Consider the following 21,864-nt stretch of genomic DNA (forward strand, 5'->3'; position numbering starts at 1 on the left):
ACCATTTAGTTAACAACGGTGAAAAAGATCAAACAGAATAATTCATGGTAACACTACTTAGACCCAACAGCATCACCAGCACCGCTACCGGTTGCCGTCATAATGATGTAACGGAAGTAGCGTGCTAATGTCAGGGTATCTATCATCTGCCGATCTGTTTTGGCAAGCAATCCCGGAGTTGACATATCGATGTTTTGAACCTGTGCCAAACCGGTAATACCAGGTAGTACCTCATACACACCCAATGCATCACGCTCTTTGATCAGCTCCTCTTGATTGAAGAGATTAGGACGCGGCCCAACCAAGCTCATCTCGCCTTTGAGCACATTGATAAGCTGTGGTAGTTCATCAATTTTCGTTTTGCGTAAAAATGCCCCAAGCTTGGTAATGGAACTCGTGCTAGCTAAGTGGCTCGCCACCGACTGGGTATCCATCGACATGGTACGAAACTTAATTAATTTGAATGGCTTCTTATAACGCCCAACCCGCTCTTGCACAAAAATGGGCGAACCAGTATCAAACAGGCCTATCAGAGTAACAACCAGCAAAATAGGCCAAAGAAATAACAACCCAAAAAATGCTGCACAAAAATCAAGTATTCGAATTAACATTCTTCTTTATCCTCAATAAAACAGCGTTTAATCCCTTCCTCCACAGATATCGGTGGCTGCCAGCCCAATGTTGCCTTAGTGTGGCTGATATCGACCAGTAGATTACCACACAATCGCTCAATCACGGCCTGCTTGCCCATTAGCTTACCAGCCAGTCGTAACAAACCCATTGGCACCGGCAATAAACGAGGCGATTTAGCCGCAGCCCGCGTCATCATCGCAAGCAGTTGTGTGGTAGAGATATCCTCATCATCGCTGACCAAAAATATCTGATTGCCAGCGTTAGGGTGATCAATACAGTTAATGATTAGATCAACTAAATTCTCTAGTGCAACAAAACTTCGCTGATTATGAATTGCCCCAAGTGGTAACCATCGACCATGCCTTACAGCTTGAGTCAACTTACCAAAATTTCCTGGAGCATTGGCACCATAAACCAATGGTGGACGAATGATGACGACTTCAAGACTCGTCTCTTTAGCTAACTGACGTAACCCCAACTCAGCTGCATATTTTGACTGGGTATATTCATCCCAAGGTACGGCAACATCATCATACTTGAATGGACCTTGTTGATTATGGCCACCGTTAACACCGATTGAGCTAATAAACACAAACCGCTTAACACCAGCCGCTATTGCTTGACGCGCCAGTTTCAACGTGCCATCACAATTCACATGGTTAAACTCTGCTTGGCGGTCGGTCGCATTTTTATTGATGTGTGCCTGCGCAGCACAATGAACGACCACATCAATATCAACCAAGGCCGTGGCATAATCAGCCGCAACACTAATCTCACCCGTGACATGGCTCATCATTTGAGGACGGGCATCGGCAGCACGGCCAGCATTCACCCCAACCGGTGCGCGGCGACCATAAGTACGGATTGCCACTTCTGGTTTTTGCATTAGCTGCTTTAACACTGCATTACCCACAAACCCGGTGGCACCTGTTAGTAGAATCATTAGTGATCTCTGCAATTCAAAACAGATTAAACAATAAGGCAATAGACAGTGCAACTCGATCGCGCAGCCTACGTCTTAGTTGATTTATATGAAAAAACAAATATAAGTTACCAATATACCCTTTATTTAAACCATACTTAACAACAGGCAAATGATTCAACGCCAGATGCACAGCAATATTGGTGCATTGATTACGGTACCACTTACTTTTTATCATATGCAGCCGTTTTTTAGCTGCTCCAAAGCTGTTATTTGTTCCGACCTGATTATTGGCATGTTGTCGATAAGACATCATTGGCTCGGGGTCGATAAACCAGCTATAGCCTTGGCTACGAGCAAAGGCATAAAGCAACCAATCATGCAACTCAATATTTTTGCTAACTTGTTCATAGCGCTCTAGCAGCCAAGTTTTAAATTTAATAGCCACTTCACGTTTGAAAACATAAGTGCAACCTGGGCCGGCTGCTTCAAATAAAAAATCCCATTCTCTCTGCGGTTGCGATTTATTAATCAATACTTCACGACCATCTTCCCAAAAAGCAGTAACATTCGCAGAATAACAATCATATAGTTGAAGTGTTGCGATAGCCTTGGTTAGTTTACTCTCTGGCCAAATATCATCCTGGTCACTAAAGGCGATATAATCATAGTCAATTAGATCTGCATCTTTGAGGAGGCGATAAAAGTTTTTTCCAGCGCCACCAAAACGTTCGCCATAAGGCAGCAACCTAACATTATTATTTTCCCTTGCATAAGCACTACAAATAGCAAAGGTATCATCATCACTTAAATCTATGCTAATCACTACATCGACGGTTACATTAGCTTGCTTAATAATGGTGTCTAGTTGTTCTTCTATCGAACTAAAGCCATTATATGCAGCAAGCAAAATTAGTACTTTATTATTCATCACGTATTGACTGCTCTGATTTTTACATTTTAAATATATAACTTAACACCCAACTTTCTGTAAGTATGATAACACTTATGGATTCTTAAGGCTTCTACCTCCCTCAACAATCATGGATATCAGATATTAATAAAAAAAAGGCGAGTAACGACATCTCTAACAATAGATGATTTATATCTAGCAAAACAAAAAATCAATTTCATCCTAGACATAAAGGTGGCTGTCTTATTGAGCTTATTGAGCGAAACTATATACCTCATAATTTTCATTTCTTTTTTTGTAAGCATATTAATTTCATCAATCGATAAAGACCTTTCAAATAGATTTAATTGAAGAACCACTTTCTTCAGATTATTTCTACTTCTTGTAAATATGCTTGGAATTGACAATAGTGACAGCTTTTTAGTCGCCCCTACAGCATTGCCATCATGTTGCCTATATCCTGCTGTACACTCAGGAATAACAACTACATTTTTATATAATGAGGCAAACAATAAAACCCACCAATCGTGCATCACGATCTGATTTGAGTACGTATCAACGATCCTATTAACAGCATTACTATTAATTAACATCGAGCAGCCTGGTGCGCAATTTTGCAGATATAGATGATTAATCTTGCAACTCCAATTATAAGGAATTGACTCGTTCTCAAAAAACGTCTTCCCCATATACCTTCCCGCTGAATCGATTAATTCCAAATTAGAATAAATTACTCCAGGAAAATCCTTGTTCAACTTTGGGATGTTCTCAACAAAAATAGATATTTTTTTGTTAAACCAAATATCGTCTTGGTCACAAAAAAAAACGTAGTCCATACCTTTGCAATACTTAAGTCCATTAAAAAAGTTTGCTGATGGTCCATGTTCTGTTGACGTATTCTCTATAAAAAGTACATTTTTGTACTTTTTAACTAACTCAACTGTGTTATCAGTAGAGCCATCGTCCGTAATAACAATCTTACTTATAAGATTGTAATTATCATTTGCGATAATCGATTCTATTTGTGCCTCAATAAATTTTGAACCGTTGTATGTAGCAAGTAATATAGCGATATTCATCTAGTACCACGCAATAAATCAGAGTATTTTAACGAAATTAAAATAACAACTGCTAATGAAAAAATAAAAATTGGCATAATAATAATATTAAAAAAGATCATGAACAAAGAAAGTGTAGATAACAATATCACCGTAATGTTTCTGAAAACTCCACGCAATGAAATTGCAACAACAAAATAAATGCTCGCGTAGTACAATGTATAAATGGTTATACCAAGATAACCCATAGAGACATAAACTGGAGTTATTGCGGAGGATACATTTAAATTTTCAGATAATAATAAGACGTTTATCGGATAATCGCCTAGGTGTTTTGAAATCGTCTGGGGTAAAAGTTCAAAAGATATAACATTAAATATATTTGCAATGTCCCCTGTTTGATTTTCATATATATTCAATATGAAGTTAGATATTGGTGATGTTATATATATCCAAAACCAGAAAACACTAACAGGCAAACCTGTATTTTTAAACTGTTCTGAAGCATGACCAGCATTCAAGATATAGTCTTGTGCTTGCGAATAAGGTATATCCATAATGTTGGACATTCTCCATGTACCCAACAAGCCAAAAATATAAACAAAAAAGATAAGAGATAAAAATACTAGAATTATATTTTTTGTTCTAACTTTAGACAAACTCAAATAAACAAACACCGTTGAAACACATACAAATAAAATTAAAAATCTATTTAGAATAAAAAAAGAAATAACTAAGGATATAAAAACCCACCACTTTAACTTTTTATTATGAGAATAAAGAAAACTTGAAGCAATTGATAAAACAAGCATGGAGGAAACCAATGCAACATGAATGATAGGCGCCCCAAATTCAGTATAATCAATCTGCCCTAAAATAGGGACTCCATATAATAACAACTCTATCAAAATTAAGAATGAAACTATATAGCCTAGATTATTAGTTTTTTTTGAAAAAACAGAAATACTTGACATATCAATCTTAGCTAAAGTACTTATTTTAACTTTAGACCATAAATAACCAAATATAAAGTTCAAAACAATAAAATATAAGCCAGGGTATAAACCGGTCCAATCAAGCTCGTAATATTTATCTGAAAATGGCAACAGATAAAGTAAGTAAGACAAACTAAAGGAAAAAGAAATAATAAAGAATGGATTTAACACCAGATAGTTAATCATTTTTTATTTTCACACTTAAATATTGCTTTAAAGGTATTATACTAGCAAACTTTAATGATAGTTTTAAAGCATTAATAAATGTTAGTTTCTTCGAAAGCCTCAAAGAGGTCGACATCATAAAGGCTAACCAGCTTAAACCTGTTTTATCTCTCCATTTTTTCGATAGCTCAACATAACCTTCTGACTCACGTTCAGAAACTCTAGTAAAACCCGTTGTCCTATTGACAATATAATCAAATTTTTGAAGCTTATACCCTTTCCTATCGCTGAGTGCTCGTAAAATAAAATCCCAATCCTCTAATGAATTTAATTTGGTATCAAACCCCCCCAAAGAACAAAAAGTATCTCTTGAGATCATAAACCCAATATCTATATCGTTACCAAACAATACGTCCCTAAAACTAATTTCGCCAAACAGTTGATTTCTCGGTATACTTATTGTTTTGAAATCATCATATTCAATGATCCTCCCTGAAGAAACTATAACATAGTTACCACTTTGAGCAACCTTCAACATATTGTTAAGTCTGCCTGGCAAATACATATCATCATCATCAAGAAAAGTTATGTATTTTCCTTTCGCAAGGCTCACACCATAGTTACGAGCGCTTGCCGCTCCGTGATTACCTGGATTACAAGTAAAAGTAACCTGATTTGTTATGGCAACATTAAGAATTTCATCACTGATTGGATTGTCAGTATCATTAACCACGATAACTTCTAGCCCAGTCACATTTTGACTCAATACCGAATATATTGCTCTAGGCAAAGTATTATTACGATTACAGGTTGGAATAATTACCGAGAGTATAAATTCCCTATCAACATTAGTTTTCATTAGTATTACTCAAGTGCATCTTGCAAAAACGTCAGTGAACCAGTACGCAGGTCGGCTAGTTTGGCATTAACGTTGTTATAATCGATGGGTTTACACTCAGAAAAGAATGATGATAGTGATTGTTGCTCATCACACAGACGACCTTCAATCCCCAAACTTGCCAGTAGACTTTGCAAACGAGCTAGACCACGCCCTTTATTTGCAAAGCAGATAAACTCTTTATTGAATAAAATAGCCAAGCATACACAGTGAAACGAATCTGTGACCACAAACTTACTGTCACGAATTTTAGCTAACCAGTCGGCGACAGGAATATAACGATAACCCGCCTCACTATTTTGGTAGTAGATATCTTCTATTGGTGCTTGCAAAATATCCCCGATATGTTTAATGGCGCTAATGAATGCGGTATCAACATCCAGCTTATAGTAAACCACATGTTCATTCTGTGGTGCTACCTGCGCCTGCGTTATCACACGCTGGAAAAAAGTAACGCCGTTTAATAAAGTTGGGTCAAGCACGTGTTGGGCTATTACGCCAAAATGATCACGGCAAATAGCTACTCCAGTTTTTTCACGTACTGAAACAGCGTTAAATTCTTTGATTGCGTCATGCACTCGCTCAGTTAATACACGATCTTGAGTTTCTTCCCACTTATCCACACCAAAACTTGCGGCATAAGAGACACGCTTAACTGAGTCTGGCAAAAAAGATAAAAAGTATGCTGCTACATCCTGTTGTTTGTTAACAAACATGCCAGGCCGCCAAACTTGATCACTACCCACCACTACCGCTGAGTAAGTTGTGTCAATCGCATTTAACTCGGTTGCGGCTGTGTACGTTTGGGTGCTACGAGCAATCCAGGTTGTGCGAAATTGTTCAAATACTTCACTTCCGGTGACTTGGGCCTTTATGTAGACCTTTTTACCCAATAGACGTTTGAGAATCGACTTAATCCCTAACGCCGCCAATACAGCGACCAATCCCTGACGTAGTGTCTTTTTCTGCTCAATTTTTGCCGGTATGAAATCAATATGCTCTGCATTGTAACCAAGTTGCGTCACGACATCGGCCAATGCTGCGGCTTGCAATACAGCACCATAGTTGTGATCAGAGTAGTGAAAGTTTAATAAACCAATTTTTTTACCCATTTGAATACCCCCCCCTGTAAAACTCAATCACAACTTGATCAGCACTTCATCTAATTCACGGCGCTGCGAAAGCGTCACTCTAAATTCATCTTTAGCAACGCCGATTGGTACAATACAGATTATTTTTTCAGACTCAGGCAAATCGACAATACCAGCAAGTTTTTTTTCTTCTTGAATAAGCTTGCCCCAGTTGGCAGGGCAATTAGCAATTTTATAAAAATGTAAGGCATACAACATGTTCATCAAGAACATACCACCATCAATATAAAACTGATTGCGTTCACCAACGGTATAGAAATAATTACGATCAACAGTTAAAAGCAAAACCTGATTGATATTTTGAGTGTAGCCTGTTAACCCTCCCTGAATAGTTAACAGCTTGTCAATGCGAGCTTTATCTTCTAGCAAATACACTTTGCATGCTTGGCGGTTACAAACTGAAGGGGTGTTCAGTGCCAAAGTAACGGCTTGTTCAATAAGTGAGCTTGATACCAACTCCCCGGTATATTCACGCACACTTTTTCGTGAGTTAGAAAAGGTTGCAAAATCGGCATTGACATGCGCATAAAAGCACTCTTTTTGGTGATCAATTGCCCCTTTAAATTTGCTTGTGTATGCATTACCTAAAATTAATTTATAATCTTCATACTGAGCATGTGTGTAATAATCGCTAATATCGACACCTAACTTTTGATGCAATTCATAATACTCACACATTACCTGATAGGCGACTCGAATTTGCGAGCGGTTGATATTATTTTTAATCAGCGCTAAAGCAAGCATTGGGTGCAAATTTAAAATGCGTTGCTGAGCAAATCTTGGCTTGGTTTTTTTAAACAGCAAGCCTTTTTCTACCGAATGATAATCAAGAATTAATTGGCATTCGATTTTATGCAATCCATCTTGATTAAAAACGGTAGAGTGTTTTAAATAAAGCCTAAAATCCATAATTGAATTAGCAACTAACAATCGATAATTTCGTGCATAATTAATTTTTTTCAGGCCACTGGCACCCAGTATTTTTTTTACAATAGCCTTGACTTTACTTTTCAAACTACACCCCATAAGCATTTTTTAAAAACATTAATAAATAGCATTACGCATTTCTTACCCATCGAGCTATCCACTTCAATAAGTGATATAAGCTTGGGGATTTAATTAATTGACATTTAATATATGTTTTTGCTGGTACTTTCATATTTAATGCAGTTAATTCATCAAAAAGTAATTTTGCTTCTTTTAATTTTTCAAAATCAATCATCACCTGCAACCTAACTACATTATACTTTTGCTTTATTTTATCAATATAAGACTGCCTTTCTGCTTGCGTTAATTTCATTCCATCAAGTACATTTAAAATGGTTCTTTCATAAGCTTGATACTTTTCAACAACTTGCTCATAAGTTGAATACTGGCCACGTGAATGTGAATTAGCACGAACCAGAACAGAATATAGATTGCGCTTAATTGTTATACATTTTCGGTTATACAATAATGGCAGCATTAATTGCCAATTTTGCCCTGCATTTTTTTCGGTATAAATAGTTAAATTCGGCAATACTTTCCGCAAATAAGCAACCTTTGCCATATAGTTACCTGGGACAAACCAAAAACCATTTTTGGCAAATAAGCAATCTTCAAAAAGATCTGTTTTGTCATCGTTGTGTTTGTTAACAGCAAACTGCCCGACTTGTTTTAATGTTTCTTCATCGAGCAAAGTGCAATGGCAACGAGCCATGCTGGTTTGCTCATCACTTGCTTCCAGAATCTGCACCAACTCAGTAATGGCTGACGCTACAGCATAAAAATCATCACTGTCAGGCCAAACAATGTAATCGCCGGTCATCCATTGCAAACCTTTATTTATTGCAACAGATTGACCAGCATTTTTTTGATGAATATAGGTTAATTGATAACCTTTAGCTGAAAAACGTGGAATATAAGATTTAATAATTTGAGCGGAGTTATCAACTGAGCCATCATCTATCACACACATTTCAATGCATGGGTAATCTTGCATCAGCACAGAATCTAATAGCCGATGGATAAATTTTTCGCCATTAAAGCAAGGAGTAATTACACTGACTTTTTTATTTAAATTCATGGCTAACGCTTTATCTTATTTAAAATGAAATCATTGATATTTTTTCGCAGTGTGCAGTCTATTGCAAAATAATAGCCAGTAATAATCGTTGTTAGAACTGACGCAAGAGAAACCAAACACAATCGGTAAAAACCTGGCTCAAATTGCTGCATGCCAAGCCAAACCACAGCGACAACTAAAAGTGTGCAACCAGCACAGGGCAATACGACTTTGTTGATGAAGCTGAAAAATGAAAAGCTTGGCAGCAATAAACTCAGCGTCCAAGCGTTAGACAACATACCAATAATAGCCATAGCAATATTAACTTGGTAGGCTATTTGTGCTGAGTAATCGTACAGATACGCCACGTAAGTGATGGGTACCACAAGCAAGTAGAGTGAACCATTAATTAAGCTGGGTCTTTTAATATGCCCTGTTGCATGAATAGCGCTCACGATAACCGAAGATAAGTTTGCTATAAAATTAAAAACCAATATGTATTGGCAAAACAACACAGCAAAAGTAGGTACAATTCCCAACCACAGTGCTAGAATATATTTCATTTCTAATATCAATGGTAATGACACCATTAACAGAATAAAATAGGTAAACTTTGCTGCATTTACTACCAAAAAAGTTGTTCGTTGGTAATCACCGCTCGCATAGCTTTTAACTATTTGTGGCCTAACAGCAGCTAATGCACTAGCTGCAAACGACATAACAGCCCCTTGCACCTGCATGGCAATGCCACTGGCCGCATTGAGCAACGCGCCAAAAAATATATTGAGCAGTATATTAACCCCTTGTGTGCGAGCTAACACGCTGGCGTTACCATAGAGATCCCAACCAGAAAAACTTAACATTTTTTTGATCAGGTTATTATTTACAGTGGGGTTAAAATGACTCACGTCAAAGTTTTTCATTGCGTAACATATATTGCTAATAAAAATAATACATGACACCCCAAAGACTAACGCTGCATAGGTAATTAATCGGTCTGTATCTAAGATACTTAGGCAATAAACAATACCTAGTTTTAGTAAAACTGCAAATATATCTAAATAGGCGAAGGCTTTAAAGTGTTCATATGAGACAATCATTGCCGAATATGGGACTTGCAACACTGCCATGCATGCCGTTAATAATGAAAGGCCATATACCCACTTTGCCGCCTCTAGGCGTGTGGCATCAATATTCAAGCATTCAAATATCACACTATAGCCTAAACCCGCTCCGATTAACAAAATTAAGATTGCAATAAATAAATGAATAATCAAAGCAGATGTGAAAACTGTCTGTATATCCCCCTTCTGGCCTATCTCAAAATTAAAGAACCGTGAGGTAGCTGTACCCATCGATACATTTAAGAATGAGAACAAAGCAATAACACCGCCCACCACGCTATAGATGCCAAAATCTTCAACCCCCAATTCTTGCAATACTACGCGTGACGTGTAGAGAGAAACAAAAAGACTAAAAAACATTCTGAAATACATAAAAAGTGTATTCCTAAGAATTTTTTTATTATTTTCAACACTCAATGGTCAACCTTTATTTTGTGGTGAGGTAATTTTAGCTTTAAAATTAATCGAACACGCTAGCTAATCGCAGACTAACAGCTTCTTGATCTTTCTTCGATAGACTAACTTCACTTTCAATCGGCCACTCAATCCCTACTTGCGGATCATCCCAACAAATAGAGCCTTCAGATTGTGGTGCATAGTAATTAGTTGTCTTGTACAAAAACTCTGCAGTGTCGCTCAAGGTAACAAAGCCATGTGCAAATCCTTCCGGGATCCATAACTGTCGCTTGTTTTCACCTGACAAGTGAACGCCAACCCACTGGCCGAAGGTCGGTGAGCTTTTGCGGATATCTACCGCCACATCAAACACTTCACCTGCAACACAACGCACCAGCTTGCCCTGGGCATGGGGAGGCAGTTGATAGTGCAAACCACGCAACACCCCTTTCGAGGATTTGGAATGATTATCCTGCACAAAGTTAACCGGATATCCTACCGCCTCTTCAAACAACTTGTGGTTGAAACTCTCAAAGAAAAAACCACGCTCATCACCAAATACTTTTGGTTCAAAAATAAGCACGTCAGGAATCGCTGTCTTGATTACATTCATCTATCTATCCACATTTGATTCAATTTTTATGGGGGGAGCATCTTCCCTCCCCCCTATATCACATCAGGCTTTGGCAACCATTCTTAACAAATATTGTCCATAGGCATTCTTCGCCAATGGCGCAGCAAGCTCACGTATCTGGTCGGCACTGATAAACTTCTGGCGATAGGCGATCTCTTCCGGACAAGCCACTTTCAACCCCTGACGGGTCTCGATGGTCTGAATAAAGTTGCTCGCTTCAATCAGGCTTTCATGGGTACCGGTATCCAGCCAGGCATAACCACGGCCCATCATGGCCACCGACAGATTGCCTTGCTCGAGGTAGATACGGTTCACATCGGTAATTTCCAGCTCACCACGGGGCGATGGCTTCAGGCTCTTGGCGATCTCCACCACGCTGTTGTCGTAGAAATAGAGGCCGGTCACCGCATAGTTGCTCTTGGGCTCCAGTGGCTTCTCTTCCAGAGAGATAGCGGTACCCTCTTTATCAAATTCCACCACCCCATAACGCTCGGGGTCATGCACATGGTAGGCAAAGACGGTAGCGCCACTCTCTTTGGCCGCTGCCGCCGCCAACTGCTTCTGCAGGTCGTGGCCGTAGAAGATGTTGTCCCCCAGCACCAGCGCACAGGGGTCTGACCCGATAAACTCTTCACCCAGAATAAAGGCTTGTGCCAACCCGTCCGGACTTGGCTGCACCTTGTACTGCAAATTCAGGCCCCACTGGCTACCGTCACCCAGTAGTTGCTCAAAGCGGGGAGTATCTTGCGGCGTGCTGATGATCAAAATATCGCGAATCCCCGCCAGCATCAGGGTGCTGAGCGGGTAGTAGATCATCGGCTTGTCATAGATGGGCAGCAGCTGCTTGCTCACCGCCATGGTGACTGGATAGAGACGGGTGCCCGAGCCACCGGCCAGAATAATGCCTTTACGTTTGGTCATGATGCTTGTTTCTTATTTTTAAATTGTAAAAGAAAAAGGTGGCTTGCGGCCACACCTTCCTGTTTTATCCCTGCCAGCCAGGGAGGCAGTCACTACATCCCAGGCCAGTATTTTACTTACCGAGGATCTCGGTCAACATCCGCTCCACACCGACGGTCCACTCCGGCAGCACCAGTTCGAAGGTACGCTGGAATTTGCCGGTATCAAGGCGGGAATTATGGGGGCGTTTTGCCGGAGTCGGGAAGGCGCTGGTCGGCACTGCATTGAGTTGTGTCACCGCCAGTTCAACGCCAGCCTCTCTGGCTTTGGCAAACACCAGCTGGGCGTAGTCAAACCAGGTGGTGGTACCGGAGGCAATCAGATGGTACAGCCCGGCGACCTCGGGTTTGCGCTGCGCCACGCGGAGAGCATGGGCAGTGCAATCGGCCAGCAACTCGGCCCCGGTCGGAGCGCCGAACTGGTCATTGATCACTGACATCTCGCTACGCTCTTTGCCAAAGCGCAGCATGGTCTTGGCAAAGTTGGCACCCCGAGCGGCGTAAACCCAGCTGGTGCGGAAGATCAGGTGACGAGCGCAGAGAGCAGCCCCCTGTTCCCCGGCAAGCTTGGTTTCGCCGTAGACGTTGAGCGGGGCGGTCGCATCAGTTTCCACCCAGGGGCGCTCACCGCTGCCATCGAACACATAGTCGGTGGAGTAATGCACCAACCAGGCACCCAAGGCTTCCGCTTCTTTGGCTATCGCTGCCACACTGGTAGCATTGAGCAGCTCGGCAAACTCCCGCTCGCTTTCGGCCTTGTCGACGGCGGTGTGGGCTGCGGCGTTGACAATCACGTCCGGCTTGACCAGACGTACCGTTTCGGCCACCCCTGCCGGATTGCTGAAATCACCGCAATAGTCGGTGGAGTCAAAATCAACGGCAGTGATGCGCCCGAGCGGCGCCAGTGCGCGTTGCAGCTCCCAGCCTACTTGGCCGTTTTTGCCAAACAGCAGAATATGCATCAGGCACGCTCCCCGTAATTCTGCTCAATCCAGGATTGGTAGGCACCGCTCTTGACGTTGCTGACCCACTGCTGGTTATCCAGATACCACTGTACGGTTTTGCGAATGCCCGACTCGAACGTTTCTTGCGGTTGCCAAGCAAGCTCACTGCTCATCTTGCTGGCATCGATGGCATAGCGGCGATCGTGACCGGGGCGATCCGCCACATAGGTGATTTGATCGCGGTAAGAGCCCGCTTTCGGCACCATTTCATCCAGCAGATCGCAGATGGTGTGTACCACCTCCAGATTCTGCTTCTCGTTATGACCGCCGATGTTGTAGGTCTCCCCCACCAAGCCCGTGGTCACCACCTTGTAGAGCGCACGCGCGTGATCTTCCACATAGAGCCAGTCACGGATCTGGTCGCCCTTGCCATAGACAGGTAAAGGCTTGCCATCCAGCGCGTTAAGAATGACCAGCGGGATCAGCTTCTCGGGGAAGTGGTACGGGCCGTAGTTGTTGGAGCAGTTGGTGACAATGGTCGGCAGACCGTAGGTGCGGCGCCAGGCGCGCACCAGATGGTCGCTGGAAGCCTTGGAGGCAGAATAGGGGCTGCTGGGGGCGTAGGGGGTGGTCTCGGTAAAGAGTGGCAATGGTTCACCGACGGAGACTTCATCGGGATGAGGCAGATCACCATATACCTCATCTGTGGAGATATGGTGGAAGCGGAAGGCCACCTTGCGCGCCTCGTCCAGACTATTCCAGTAGGCGCGAGCCGCTTCCAGCAACATATAGGTGCCGACGATATTGGTCTCGATAAAGTCAGCCGGCCCTGTAATGGAGCGGTCAACATGGCTCTCGGCGGCCAGATGCATCACGGCATCCGGCTGGTGCAGGGCAAACACCCGATCCAGTTCGGCGCGATTGCAGATATCCACTTGCTCAAACGCATAACGATCGCTTGTCGATACGCTGGCTAAGGACTCGAGATTGCCAGCATAGGTGAGCTTATCGAGATTGATAACGGAATCTTGGGTATCACGGATGATATGGCGCACCACGGCAGAACCGATAAAACCTGCGCCACCGGTAACGAGAATTTTCATAGATATGTGTTCTCTTGCGAGGAGTTGATATGGATGCGGTTACGGGCTGAGCCAGAAATACAAGACCGCGCATAGGAGTCTTTTAACATCACCAGAATGTGTATTGATGCGTGCAATTCAATCAAATTAGCGAAAAATGCTATGGCTACCGCCCCTGGGTTACAGCCCCCAGCTTGCTGCTTTTAACCTGATTGTGCTTGCTGTTGGTCATGATGTCCTCCAGCATTGTTATGTTTTAATGGCGCATCACCATGTTTTCATTTCGTGTAAAACTACGAAACAGAACTTTGCATGGCAAAAAAGCTCACAGTACCAGCCCGATAGAACGGCAGATTCTATCTTGATTCCAACAAGACTGCACACCAAAAAATGTTTCAGCATCTCGTTTTTAACCAAGATTCGATAGAAAACCTGAAGAGCTGTATGACCCCACCAAACATGCGATTAACAATCAACCTAAGGTTGCTGATTGGAACAAAAAACAGGGCAACCCATGAGGTTGCCCTGCTTGATTGTCAGCCAAACCAAAGCTGACTGGCGATTTATTGGACTCTGTTCAAATTAGCTCAACCTGCATGCCATCAGTCACCTTTTGACTCAACTGCTGCAGCCATGCGCGACTCTTTACTCTTGTGGCTAGTGAAGTAGCGCATCACCAACACAAAGAAGAGCGGCACGAAGAAGATGGCCAGCACGGTGGCGCTGATCATCCCCCCCATCACGCCGGTCCCGATGGCGTTACGGCTGCTGGCGCCCGCACCGGAGCTGATAACCAGCGGCAACACACCGAGGATAAAGGCGAGCGAGGTCATCAGGATCGGACGCAGACGCAGGCGTGCCGCCTCCACCACCGCCTCACCCAAGCCCATCCCTTTGTCATAGAGCTCTTTGGCAAATTCCACGATCAAAATCGCGTTCTTCGCCGACAAGCCGATGGTGGTGAGCAAGCCCACCTGGAAGTAGACGTCGTTCTCCAACCCGCGCAAGGTGGCAGCCACAATGGCCCCCAGAACCCCGAGCGGTACTACCAGCATAACCGAGAACGGAATGCTCCAGCTCTCGTAGAGGGCTGCCAGACAGAGGAACACCACCAACAAGGAGATGGCGTAGAGCGCAGGTGCCTGCGAACCGGCCTGACGCTCCTGGAAGGAGAGCCCGGTCCACTCGATGCCCACCCCTTCCGGCAGCTGTTTCACCATCTGCTCGATCGCAGCCATTGCATCACCGGTACTCTTGCCGGGCGCCGCCTCACCGACGATCTCCATCGCCGGCACGCCGTTGTAACGCTCCAGACGCGGTGAGCCGAAGCTCCACTCGGTGCTGGCAAAGGCAGAGAAGGGCACCATCTGACCGGCACTGTTGCGCACATACCAGAGTTTCAGATCTTCCGGGTTCATCCGGAAGGGGGCATCCGCCTGCATGTAGACCTTCTTGATCCGGCCACGGTCAACGAAGTCATTGACGTAGGAAGAGCCCCAAGCGGTAGCCAGGGTGTTGTTGATATCCGCGATGGATAGCCCCTGCGCCAGCGCCTTCTCGTAGTCGATCTTGATATCAAGCTGCGGCGTATCTTCCATCCCGTTCGGGCGCACTCGCACCAGGGTGGGATCCTGCGCCGCCATGCCGAGCAGCTGGTTACGCGCCGCCATCAGCTTGTCGTGACCGATACCGCCGCGATCCTGCAGGAAGAAGTCAAAACCGGTCGCCGTCCCCAGCTCCGGGATCGGAGGCAGGTTGAAGGCGAACACTTGCGCCTCCTTGATGCTGAACAGATAGCCCATGGCGCGGCCGATGATGGCATTGGCGCTGCGATCAGGGCTCTTGCGCTCGCTCCAGTCCTTGAGCTTGATAAAGGCCATCCCCGCGTTCTGGCCACTACCGGCGAAGCTGAAGCCCGATACGGTCAGTACGGAGTCAACGTTATCCTTCTCGTTTTTCAGGAAGTAGTCGCGCATATCCGCCAGCACCACCTCGGTGCGCTGCTTGGTCGCCCCCACCGGCAGTTGCACCATGGACATGATGACCCCCTGATCCTCTTCCGGCAGGAAGGAGGTGGGCATCCGCATAAAGAGCACTGCCAGTACCGCCAGCATGGCGCCGTAGATCAGGCTGTAGCGCACACCCTGCTTGATCACCTTGCGCACACCGCTCTGATAGCGGTTGGTACCCGCATCAAAGGCGCGGTTGAACCAACCAAAGAAGCCGCGCTTGGCCCCAAACTCGCCATGTTTCATCGGCTTGAGCAGGGTGGCACAGAGCGCCGGAGTCAGGATCAACGCCACCAGCACCGACAGCACCATGGCCGAGACGATGGTCAATGAGAACTGGCGATAGATGGCACCGGTCGAGCCGCCGAAGAAAGCCATCGGCACAAACACGGCGGAGAGCACCAGGGCGATCCCCACCAGCGCGCCGGTGATCTGGGTCATCGACTTGCGGGTCGCTTCCAGCGGGGAGAGATCCTCCTCGCTCATCAGCCGCTCCACGTTCTCCACCACCACGATGGCGTCATCCACCAGCAGGCCGATGGCCAGCACCATACCGAACATGGTGAGGGTGTTGATGGAGAAGCCGAACGCCGCCATCACCCCGAAGGTACCGAGCAGCACCACAGGCACCGCAATGGTCGGGATCAGAGTGGCACGGAAGTTCTGCAGGAACAGATACATGACGCAGAACACCAGGAAGATCGCCTCGATCAGGGTCTGCACCACCTCCTCAATGGAGATCTTCACAAACGGCGTGGTGTCGTAGGGGTAGACGATCTCCATATTGGCCGGGAAGTAATCCGACAGCTCATTGAGCTTGGCACGCACCTTCTCGGCGGTATCCAGCGCGTTGGCGCCGGTCGCCAGCTTGATGGCGACCGCGGCGGTAGACTGACCGTTGTAGAGCGCATCGGCGTCATAGCTTTCACCCGCCAGCTCGACCCGGGCCACATCTTTCAGCCGCACCTTGGAGCCATCCTGATTCACCCGCAGCAGGATGTCGTTGAACTGCTCCACGGTAGAGAGACGGGTCTGCCCCATGATGGTGGCGGTGAACTGCTGATCTTCCACCGACGGGGTGCCACCCAGCTTGCCGAACGCCACCTGGGCGTTTTGCGCCTTGATGGCCGCCTGCACATCCCCCGGGGTCATCTGCACCCGGTTGAGCTTGTTGGGATCGAGCCAGATCCGCATGGAGTACTGGCTGCCGAACAGGGTGATATCCCCGACCCCATCCAGACGACTCAGTGGCTCCTTGATGTTGGAGACCACATAGTCCGCCAGATCGTCGTTGTTCATCGAGCCATCGCTGGAGATGAAGGCGGCTACCATCAGGAAGCTGCTGGAGGTCTTCTGCACCCGAATGCCCTGCTGCTGAACCTCTTGCGGCAGCAGCGACATCGCCTGCTGCAGCTTGTTCTGCACCTGCACCTGGGCTATATCGGGATCGGTCCCCGGCTGGAAGGTCAGGGTCACCGACACCCGACCGGCAGAGTCGGACTGGGAGGACATGTAGAGCAGGTGATCCAGCCCCGTCATGTTCTGTTCGATGATCTGGGTTACCGAGTCCTCCACCGTTTTGGCGGATGCGCCCGGATAGCTGGCAGAAATACCAACAGCGGGTGGCGCAATGCTCGGATACTGGGCGACCGGCAATTTGATGATGGCCAGGCTGCCCGCCAGCATGATCACCAGTGCGATCACCCAGGCAAAAATGGGTCTGTCTATGAAAAATCGAGCCATGAAGCGACTACTCCATCCTACTTGTTGGCCGGGGTGTTGGACGCAGCTTTAGCAGATGGTGCATCGACACCTTGCTCAGCGGGATTGACCACGGCGCCCGGACGCACTTTCTGCAACCCGGCCACAATAACCCGCTCGCCGGTGGTGAGCCCTGACTCCACCACCCAGTTGCTGCCGATGACACGGCTCAGCTGCACGTTGCGCAGTTCCACCTTGTTGTCAGCGGTCACTACCAGCACGGTGGCACCGCCGTTGGGAGTACGGGTCACCGCAGTTTGCGGCACCAGCAGCCCTTTGGCCCGCTCCCCCTCTTGCAGGGTGGCGCGCATAAACATGCCGGGCAGCAGCAGCTGATGAGGGTTGGGCACAATCACCCGCAGGGTCACCATGCCGGAGGTCTCATCCACGGTGACGTCGGAGAACTGCAGCGAGCCCTCTTCGCCATAAGTGGTGCCATCTTCCAGCTGGAAGCTTACCTTGGCCCCTTTCTGCTCGTCCTTAGTCAGCTTGCCCTCGGCAACCAGTCGTTTGAGGCGCAACAGATCAGCCGTGGACTGACGCACATCGACATACATGGGGTCGAGCTGCTGGATGGCTGTCAGGCTGTCAGCCTGCTGGGCGGTCACCAACGCCCCCTCTGTCACAGCGGATTTACCGATACGGCCGCTGATAGGCGCCGTGATGCGGGTGTAACCCAGATTGATCTCGGCAGTGCGCAGGGCCGCCTTGCTCGCCATGATCTCCGCCTGCGCCTGCTTCCAGCTGGCGTCGGCATCGTCATAGTCCTGACGGCTGATAGAGTTGACCTTGAGCAGCTCCTGATAGCGCTTGGCCTTGAGGCGGGCGCTCTGCTCGTTGGCCTGCGCCTTGGCCAGATTGGCCTTGGCGCTGGCGACGGCAGCCTGATAGACAGCCGGATCGATCTGATAGAGCAGATCGCCAGCCTTCACATCGCTTCCCTCGGTAAAGAGGCGCTTGAGGATGATGCCACCCACCTGCGGGCGCACTTCGGCCACCCGCAGCGGGGCGCTGCGGCCGGTCAATTCAGTGGTCAACATCAGCGGAGCACTCTGCAGGGTCACCACGTCAACCGCCGCGGGAGGCATCCCCCCCTGTCCCTGCGGCGCGCCCTTGTCGCCACAACCTGCCAGCAAGCCTGTTGCCAGCAGGGCAAGACCTACCGAACGAGCAAGAATATGTTTATGCATGAAACACCTGAGCCTTTGCCAGTCAATGAACAATCAGGGCCACGTGGGCCCTGTTGGTAAAAATCGGAAAGATGAGGCAATATACATACATTCATAAATGTATGTAAGTGACTTTTTGCTTGCATGAGGCACAAATTTCGATGGCCAGACGAACCAAAGAAGAGGCGCAGCAAACCCGCTGCCACATCATGAGCACGGCGCTGGATCTGTTCTGCTCTCAGGGCCTGGCCAAGACCAGCCTGACCGACATCGCCAGGGCGGCAGACCTGACCCGCGGGGCCATCTACTGGCACTTCAAAAACAAGGAGGAGCTCTTCTTCTCCCTCTGGGAGGAGCTCTGCCAACCCCTCGCCCATCAGCTCGACGCCTGCGTCAATGAAGAGGAGCCCGACCCCCTCGGCAAGCTGCGCGACTTCCTCAAAGAGGTGCTGACCCGCATCACCCGGGATCAGGCCCACCAGCAGATGTTCACCATCCTCTTCAATCTGGAATCGCTGGAGGGGGAAGCCATCTCCCTGCGCGAACATATCCGCAGCCAGTCCAGCAACTTCTTCCGGGATCTGGAGACCACCCTCACCAACGCCATCCGGCGCGGACAGCTGCCCGCCAATCTGGATCTGCGGCGAGCCTCCACCCTGCTCCACTGTACCCTCGATGGCTACATCATCAACTGGCTCCACTTTCCGGAGCGGATCGATTTGGCGGCCGAGTCGGAGTACCTGCTCGACTGCATGTTCACCATGCTGACCCAGCCTCGCAATCCGGCGGTTCGTTCCTAGTGTTCACCCTCTGCGCCAACTTGCAGGCCACTTTGCCAGCGCAGCCCCCGATTTGCTAAGGTAGCGCCCCCTGTAGCCGCTTCGGCCCGAGACCATTGCTGTGACATCCACTGACGCCATCACCCCAGATACCGCCCATTCCGCCAGCCTGACTCCGGCGCACAGCGCCTTTACGGCCCGGCTGGCCGCTGGCGCCCACCTGCTCAACCTTGACTGCGGCGACGGGGTGGATCTCTGCTGGCTGCGTGATGGCGGTTTTCGGGCCACCGCCTGCGAACCCGAGCTGGCGCTGGCCCGCAGCGCATCGCGCCGCTCGGGTCAGGCCGTGCGGGTCTGCCCCATCGCGGGGATGCGCAGCGTGCTCCCCTATGACGGCATCTGGCTCAGTCGCCCTACCAACCTTGCCGGGCAGAAAGCAACTGACACCCTGCGCCATCTCGCCACCCTGCTCAAACCGGGTGCGCTACTGGCGTTGCCGGTTGCAACCGATCTCGCGGCAGCCATGACTCAGCTGGCCGAGCGACTCACAGAGGATGAGATCCCCCTGACAATCTGCGCGGAGCAGCCTGCCCAATCCGCAGCAGCGTTGAGTTATCTGCTGCTGACCCGCACGATCGCTTGATTGGCTGCGCCGGTTAAACCCTTAACGACGCTCGCTTTTACCCCGCGCAGGTCCTAACCCCGAGGCCCTGTACGCCCTCTGTCAGCCCACCATGTACAGCACACCATGCCGTATCTTGCGCGTTTAAATATGGGCGTTTTCCGGTCGGAAAAAACAGTCATTAACAATATTTAACTCGGCGTTAACCCATTCAAGACAGACATAATGCGGATTCTGTGTTAGAAAGTGTGATTAATATCGAAATTTAATAACAAATCAGACAATACAACCAACACCGGATTTCCTTATGAAACTTGTCCTCAAACTCATTGCTGGCATCCTTGCCGGTCTCTTGCTCGGTCTCTACGCCCCTGAGTGGGTGGCGCGCGTGCTGTTTACGGCCAAGACAGTCATAGGTCAGCTCATTACCTTCACCATTCCGCTCATCATCCTCTTCTTCATCATGAGCGGCATCGCCAGCCTGCCGAAGAACTCCGGCAAGCTGCTGGGCAAAACCGTGGCCCTCTCCTACTGCTCCACCATTCTGGCGGGCCTGTTCGCCTTTACCGTGGCGAGCCACCTGATCCCGCAGCTGACCACAGCCGCCGAGCCCACTACCGCCGAGGCGGTCAAGCTCGCCTCCTACGTCAATCTGGAGATCCCGCCGCTGTTTGGCGTGATGTCGGCACTGGCCGCCGCCTTTGTGTTCGGCATCGGCATCAGCGCCACCCAGGCCACCGATCTGCGCCGGGTCGCCGATCAGGGTCGTGACATCATCGACCGCCTGCTGGCCAAGGTGATCATCCCGCTGCTGCCGTTCTACATCGCCGGGGTCTTTGTCGAGATGACGGTAGAAGGCACCGTATTCGCCACCCTGAAAACCTTCGGCGTGGTACTGGTGATGGCCATCCTGATGCACTGGATCTGGCTCTCCGTGCTGTTCGTGGGTACCGGTCTGGCCCTTGGCCGCTCACCGGCCCAGCTCATCAAGAACATGCTGCCGGCCTACTTCACCGCGCTGGGTACCATGTCGAGCGCCGCCACCATTCCGGTTGCCCTGCAATCGAGCAAGAACAACGGGGTGAGCGACGGCATCGCCAACTTTACCGTGCCGCTGTGCGCCACCATTCACCTCTGTGGCTCCACCATTACCCTGGTCACCTGCGCCACCGCGGTGATGTTCCTCTCCGAGCATCTGGCCATTCCGGGCATCGAGACCATGCTCCCCTTCATCATGATGCTGGGGGTGATCATGATCGCCGCACCGGGCGCGCCGGGTGGTGGCGTGATGTCGGCGCTGGGCCTGCTCACCTCCATGCTCGGTTTCGGTGAAGCCTCCATCGCCCTGATGATCGCCCTCTATCTGGCGCAGGACAGCTTCGGCACCGCCTGCAACGTCACCGGTGACGGCGTGATTGCCCTGTGGGCGGATCGCTTCGCCAACGGTAGCGAGAGCGCAGCTCCAGTGGCCGAGGCCGAACAGGCGTAAGCTCGCCGGGATAGATCGACCATCCTCTGCAAAACCGCAGGCCCGAACCATGTTCGGGCCTGCGTCGTTTCTGCCACCGTCACTGCTTTTGTACGTGTTCCTCCTCCCTCTCTTTGC

At 48.2% G+C, this 21,864-nt stretch carries 19 protein-coding genes; 3 read left to right on the forward strand and 16 right to left on the reverse strand.

Annotated features, from left to right (window positions below):
• Positions 1–53: 53 nt before the first annotated feature.
• The 16 genes from NOM06_RS17440 to NOM06_RS17515 form a co-directional block, all read right to left on the reverse strand.
• Complete coding sequence (locus NOM06_RS17440) at positions 54–611, reverse strand: sugar transferase (protein WP_255912529.1); 558 nt, start codon at positions 609–611, stop codon at positions 54–56.
• A complete protein-coding gene (locus NOM06_RS17445) occupies positions 605–1,576 on the reverse strand; it encodes an NAD-dependent epimerase/dehydratase family protein (RefSeq protein WP_255912531.1) in 972 nt (323 codons plus the stop codon). Before NOM06_RS17445 ends, NOM06_RS17440 begins: the two co-directional genes overlap by 7 nt.
• 16 nt (positions 1,577–1,592) lie before the next feature.
• Positions 1,593–2,486 (reverse strand): glycosyltransferase, encoded by an 894-nt coding sequence (locus tag NOM06_RS17450; protein ID WP_255912533.1) that lies wholly within the window; start codon positions 2,484–2,486, stop codon positions 1,593–1,595.
• 119 nt (positions 2,487–2,605) lie between these two features.
• Complete coding sequence (locus tag NOM06_RS17455; RefSeq protein ID WP_255912535.1) at positions 2,606–3,547, reverse strand: glycosyltransferase family 2 protein; 942 nt, start codon at positions 3,545–3,547, stop codon at positions 2,606–2,608.
• The gene (locus NOM06_RS17460; protein WP_255912537.1) at positions 3,544–4,707 is read right to left on the reverse strand and encodes an O-antigen polymerase; all 1,164 of its coding nucleotides are present in this window, start codon (positions 4,705–4,707) and stop codon (positions 3,544–3,546) included. The genes NOM06_RS17455 and NOM06_RS17460 overlap by 4 nt, the downstream gene beginning before the upstream one ends.
• Positions 4,700–5,545: a glycosyltransferase family 2 protein gene (locus tag NOM06_RS17465; RefSeq protein ID WP_255912539.1), complete on the reverse strand. Its 846-nt coding sequence runs from the start codon at positions 5,543–5,545 to the stop codon at positions 4,700–4,702. Before NOM06_RS17465 ends, NOM06_RS17460 begins: the two co-directional genes overlap by 8 nt.
• A 5-nt stretch (positions 5,546–5,550) precedes the next feature.
• Positions 5,551–6,696 (reverse strand): polysaccharide pyruvyl transferase family protein, encoded by a 1,146-nt coding sequence (locus tag NOM06_RS17470; protein WP_255912540.1) that lies wholly within the window; start codon positions 6,694–6,696, stop codon positions 5,551–5,553.
• 27 nt (positions 6,697–6,723) lie between these two features.
• Positions 6,724–7,749 carry a nitroreductase family protein gene (locus NOM06_RS17475; protein WP_255912541.1) on the reverse strand — a complete coding sequence of 342 codons (1,026 nt, stop codon included), beginning with the start codon at positions 7,747–7,749 and terminating at the stop codon, positions 6,724–6,726.
• 43 nt (positions 7,750–7,792) lie between these two features.
• Entirely contained in the window at positions 7,793–8,800 is a 1,008-nt protein-coding gene (locus NOM06_RS17480) for a glycosyltransferase family A protein (protein WP_255912542.1), read from the reverse strand.
• A 2-nt stretch (positions 8,801–8,802) separates the two neighbouring features.
• Positions 8,803–10,320 (reverse strand): hypothetical protein, encoded by a 1,518-nt coding sequence (locus tag NOM06_RS17485; protein WP_255912543.1) that lies wholly within the window; start codon positions 10,318–10,320, stop codon positions 8,803–8,805.
• 43 nt (positions 10,321–10,363) lie between these two features.
• On the reverse strand, positions 10,364–10,912 hold the full coding sequence (rfbC, locus tag NOM06_RS17490; protein WP_255912544.1) for a dTDP-4-dehydrorhamnose 3,5-epimerase: 549 nt from the start codon (positions 10,910–10,912) through the stop codon (positions 10,364–10,366).
• A gap of 63 nt (positions 10,913–10,975) precedes the next feature.
• Positions 10,976–11,854 carry a glucose-1-phosphate thymidylyltransferase RfbA gene (gene rfbA / locus NOM06_RS17495; protein ID WP_139733907.1) on the reverse strand — a complete coding sequence of 293 codons (879 nt, stop codon included), beginning with the start codon at positions 11,852–11,854 and terminating at the stop codon, positions 10,976–10,978.
• Positions 11,855–11,966: 112 nt separating this feature from the next.
• Complete coding sequence (gene rfbD / locus NOM06_RS17500; protein ID WP_255912545.1) at positions 11,967–12,854, reverse strand: dTDP-4-dehydrorhamnose reductase; 888 nt, start codon at positions 12,852–12,854, stop codon at positions 11,967–11,969.
• On the reverse strand, positions 12,854–13,939 hold the full coding sequence (gene rfbB / locus NOM06_RS17505; protein ID WP_255912547.1) for a dTDP-glucose 4,6-dehydratase: 1,086 nt from the start codon (positions 13,937–13,939) through the stop codon (positions 12,854–12,856). Before rfbB ends, rfbD begins: the two co-directional genes overlap by 1 nt.
• A gap of 581 nt (positions 13,940–14,520) precedes the next feature.
• A complete protein-coding gene (locus NOM06_RS17510; RefSeq protein ID WP_255912549.1) occupies positions 14,521–17,670 on the reverse strand; it encodes an efflux RND transporter permease subunit in 3,150 nt (1,049 codons plus the stop codon).
• Between the two features lie 17 nt (positions 17,671–17,687).
• A complete protein-coding gene (locus tag NOM06_RS17515; protein ID WP_255912551.1) occupies positions 17,688–18,878 on the reverse strand; it encodes an efflux RND transporter periplasmic adaptor subunit in 1,191 nt (396 codons plus the stop codon).
• Between the two features lie 140 nt (positions 18,879–19,018).
• Here NOM06_RS17515 and NOM06_RS17520 point away from each other — a divergent pair, with 140 nt between their 5' ends.
• The 3 genes from NOM06_RS17520 (at position 19,019) to NOM06_RS17530 (ending at position 21,747) form a co-directional block, all read left to right on the forward strand.
• Entirely contained in the window at positions 19,019–19,657 is a 639-nt protein-coding gene (locus NOM06_RS17520; protein WP_255912552.1) for a TetR family transcriptional regulator, read from the forward strand.
• A gap of 100 nt (positions 19,658–19,757) precedes the next feature.
• Positions 19,758–20,279 carry a hypothetical protein gene (locus tag NOM06_RS17525; RefSeq protein WP_255912553.1) on the forward strand — a complete coding sequence of 174 codons (522 nt, stop codon included), beginning with the start codon at positions 19,758–19,760 and terminating at the stop codon, positions 20,277–20,279.
• A 286-nt stretch (positions 20,280–20,565) separates the two neighbouring features.
• Positions 20,566–21,747 (forward strand): dicarboxylate/amino acid:cation symporter, encoded by a 1,182-nt coding sequence (locus NOM06_RS17530; protein WP_255912554.1) that lies wholly within the window; start codon positions 20,566–20,568, stop codon positions 21,745–21,747.
• The last annotated feature ends 117 nt before the right edge of the window (positions 21,748–21,864 follow it).

This window comes from Aeromonas sp. JL9 (assembly GCF_024436075.1).
GTDB lineage: Bacteria > Pseudomonadota > Gammaproteobacteria > Enterobacterales > Aeromonadaceae > Aeromonas > Aeromonas veronii.

What these genes read in the sequence shown, in the direction of transcription:
- NOM06_RS17465 (WP_255912539.1), bottom strand. Translation starts at nt 5,545, where the DNA reads ATGAAAACTAATGTTGATAGGGAATTTATACTCTCGGTAATTATTCCA.
- NOM06_RS17450 (WP_255912533.1), bottom strand. Translation starts at nt 2,486, where the DNA reads ATGAATAATAAAGTACTAATTTTGCTTGCTGCATATAATGGCTTTAGT.
- NOM06_RS17455 (WP_255912535.1), bottom strand. Translation starts at nt 3,547, where the DNA reads ATGAATATCGCTATATTACTTGCTACATACAACGGTTCAAAATTTATT.
- NOM06_RS17515 (WP_255912551.1), bottom strand. Translation starts at nt 18,878, where the DNA reads ATGCATAAACATATTCTTGCTCGTTCGGTAGGTCTTGCCCTGCTGGCA.
- rfbA (WP_139733907.1), bottom strand. Translation starts at nt 11,854, where the DNA reads ATGACCAAACGTAAAGGCATTATTCTGGCCGGTGGCTCGGGCACCCGT.
- NOM06_RS17530 (WP_255912554.1), top strand. Translation starts at nt 20,566, where the DNA reads ATGAAACTTGTCCTCAAACTCATTGCTGGCATCCTTGCCGGTCTCTTG.
- rfbD (WP_255912545.1), bottom strand. Translation starts at nt 12,854, where the DNA reads ATGCATATTCTGCTGTTTGGCAAAAACGGCCAAGTAGGCTGGGAGCTG.
- rfbB (WP_255912547.1), bottom strand. Translation starts at nt 13,939, where the DNA reads ATGAAAATTCTCGTTACCGGTGGCGCAGGTTTTATCGGTTCTGCCGTG.
- NOM06_RS17470 (WP_255912540.1), bottom strand. Translation starts at nt 6,696, where the DNA reads ATGGGTAAAAAAATTGGTTTATTAAACTTTCACTACTCTGATCACAAC.
- rfbC (WP_255912544.1), bottom strand. Translation starts at nt 10,912, where the DNA reads ATGAATGTAATCAAGACAGCGATTCCTGACGTGCTTATTTTTGAACCA.
- NOM06_RS17460 (WP_255912537.1), bottom strand. Translation starts at nt 4,707, where the DNA reads ATGATTAACTATCTGGTGTTAAATCCATTCTTTATTATTTCTTTTTCC.
- NOM06_RS17480 (WP_255912542.1), bottom strand. Translation starts at nt 8,800, where the DNA reads ATGAATTTAAATAAAAAAGTCAGTGTAATTACTCCTTGCTTTAATGGC.
- NOM06_RS17440 (WP_255912529.1), bottom strand. Translation starts at nt 611, where the DNA reads ATGTTAATTCGAATACTTGATTTTTGTGCAGCATTTTTTGGGTTGTTA.
- NOM06_RS17520 (WP_255912552.1), top strand. Translation starts at nt 19,019, where the DNA reads ATGGCCAGACGAACCAAAGAAGAGGCGCAGCAAACCCGCTGCCACATC.
- NOM06_RS17445 (WP_255912531.1), bottom strand. Translation starts at nt 1,576, where the DNA reads ATGATTCTACTAACAGGTGCCACCGGGTTTGTGGGTAATGCAGTGTTA.
- NOM06_RS17510 (WP_255912549.1), bottom strand. Translation starts at nt 17,670, where the DNA reads ATGGCTCGATTTTTCATAGACAGACCCATTTTTGCCTGGGTGATCGCA.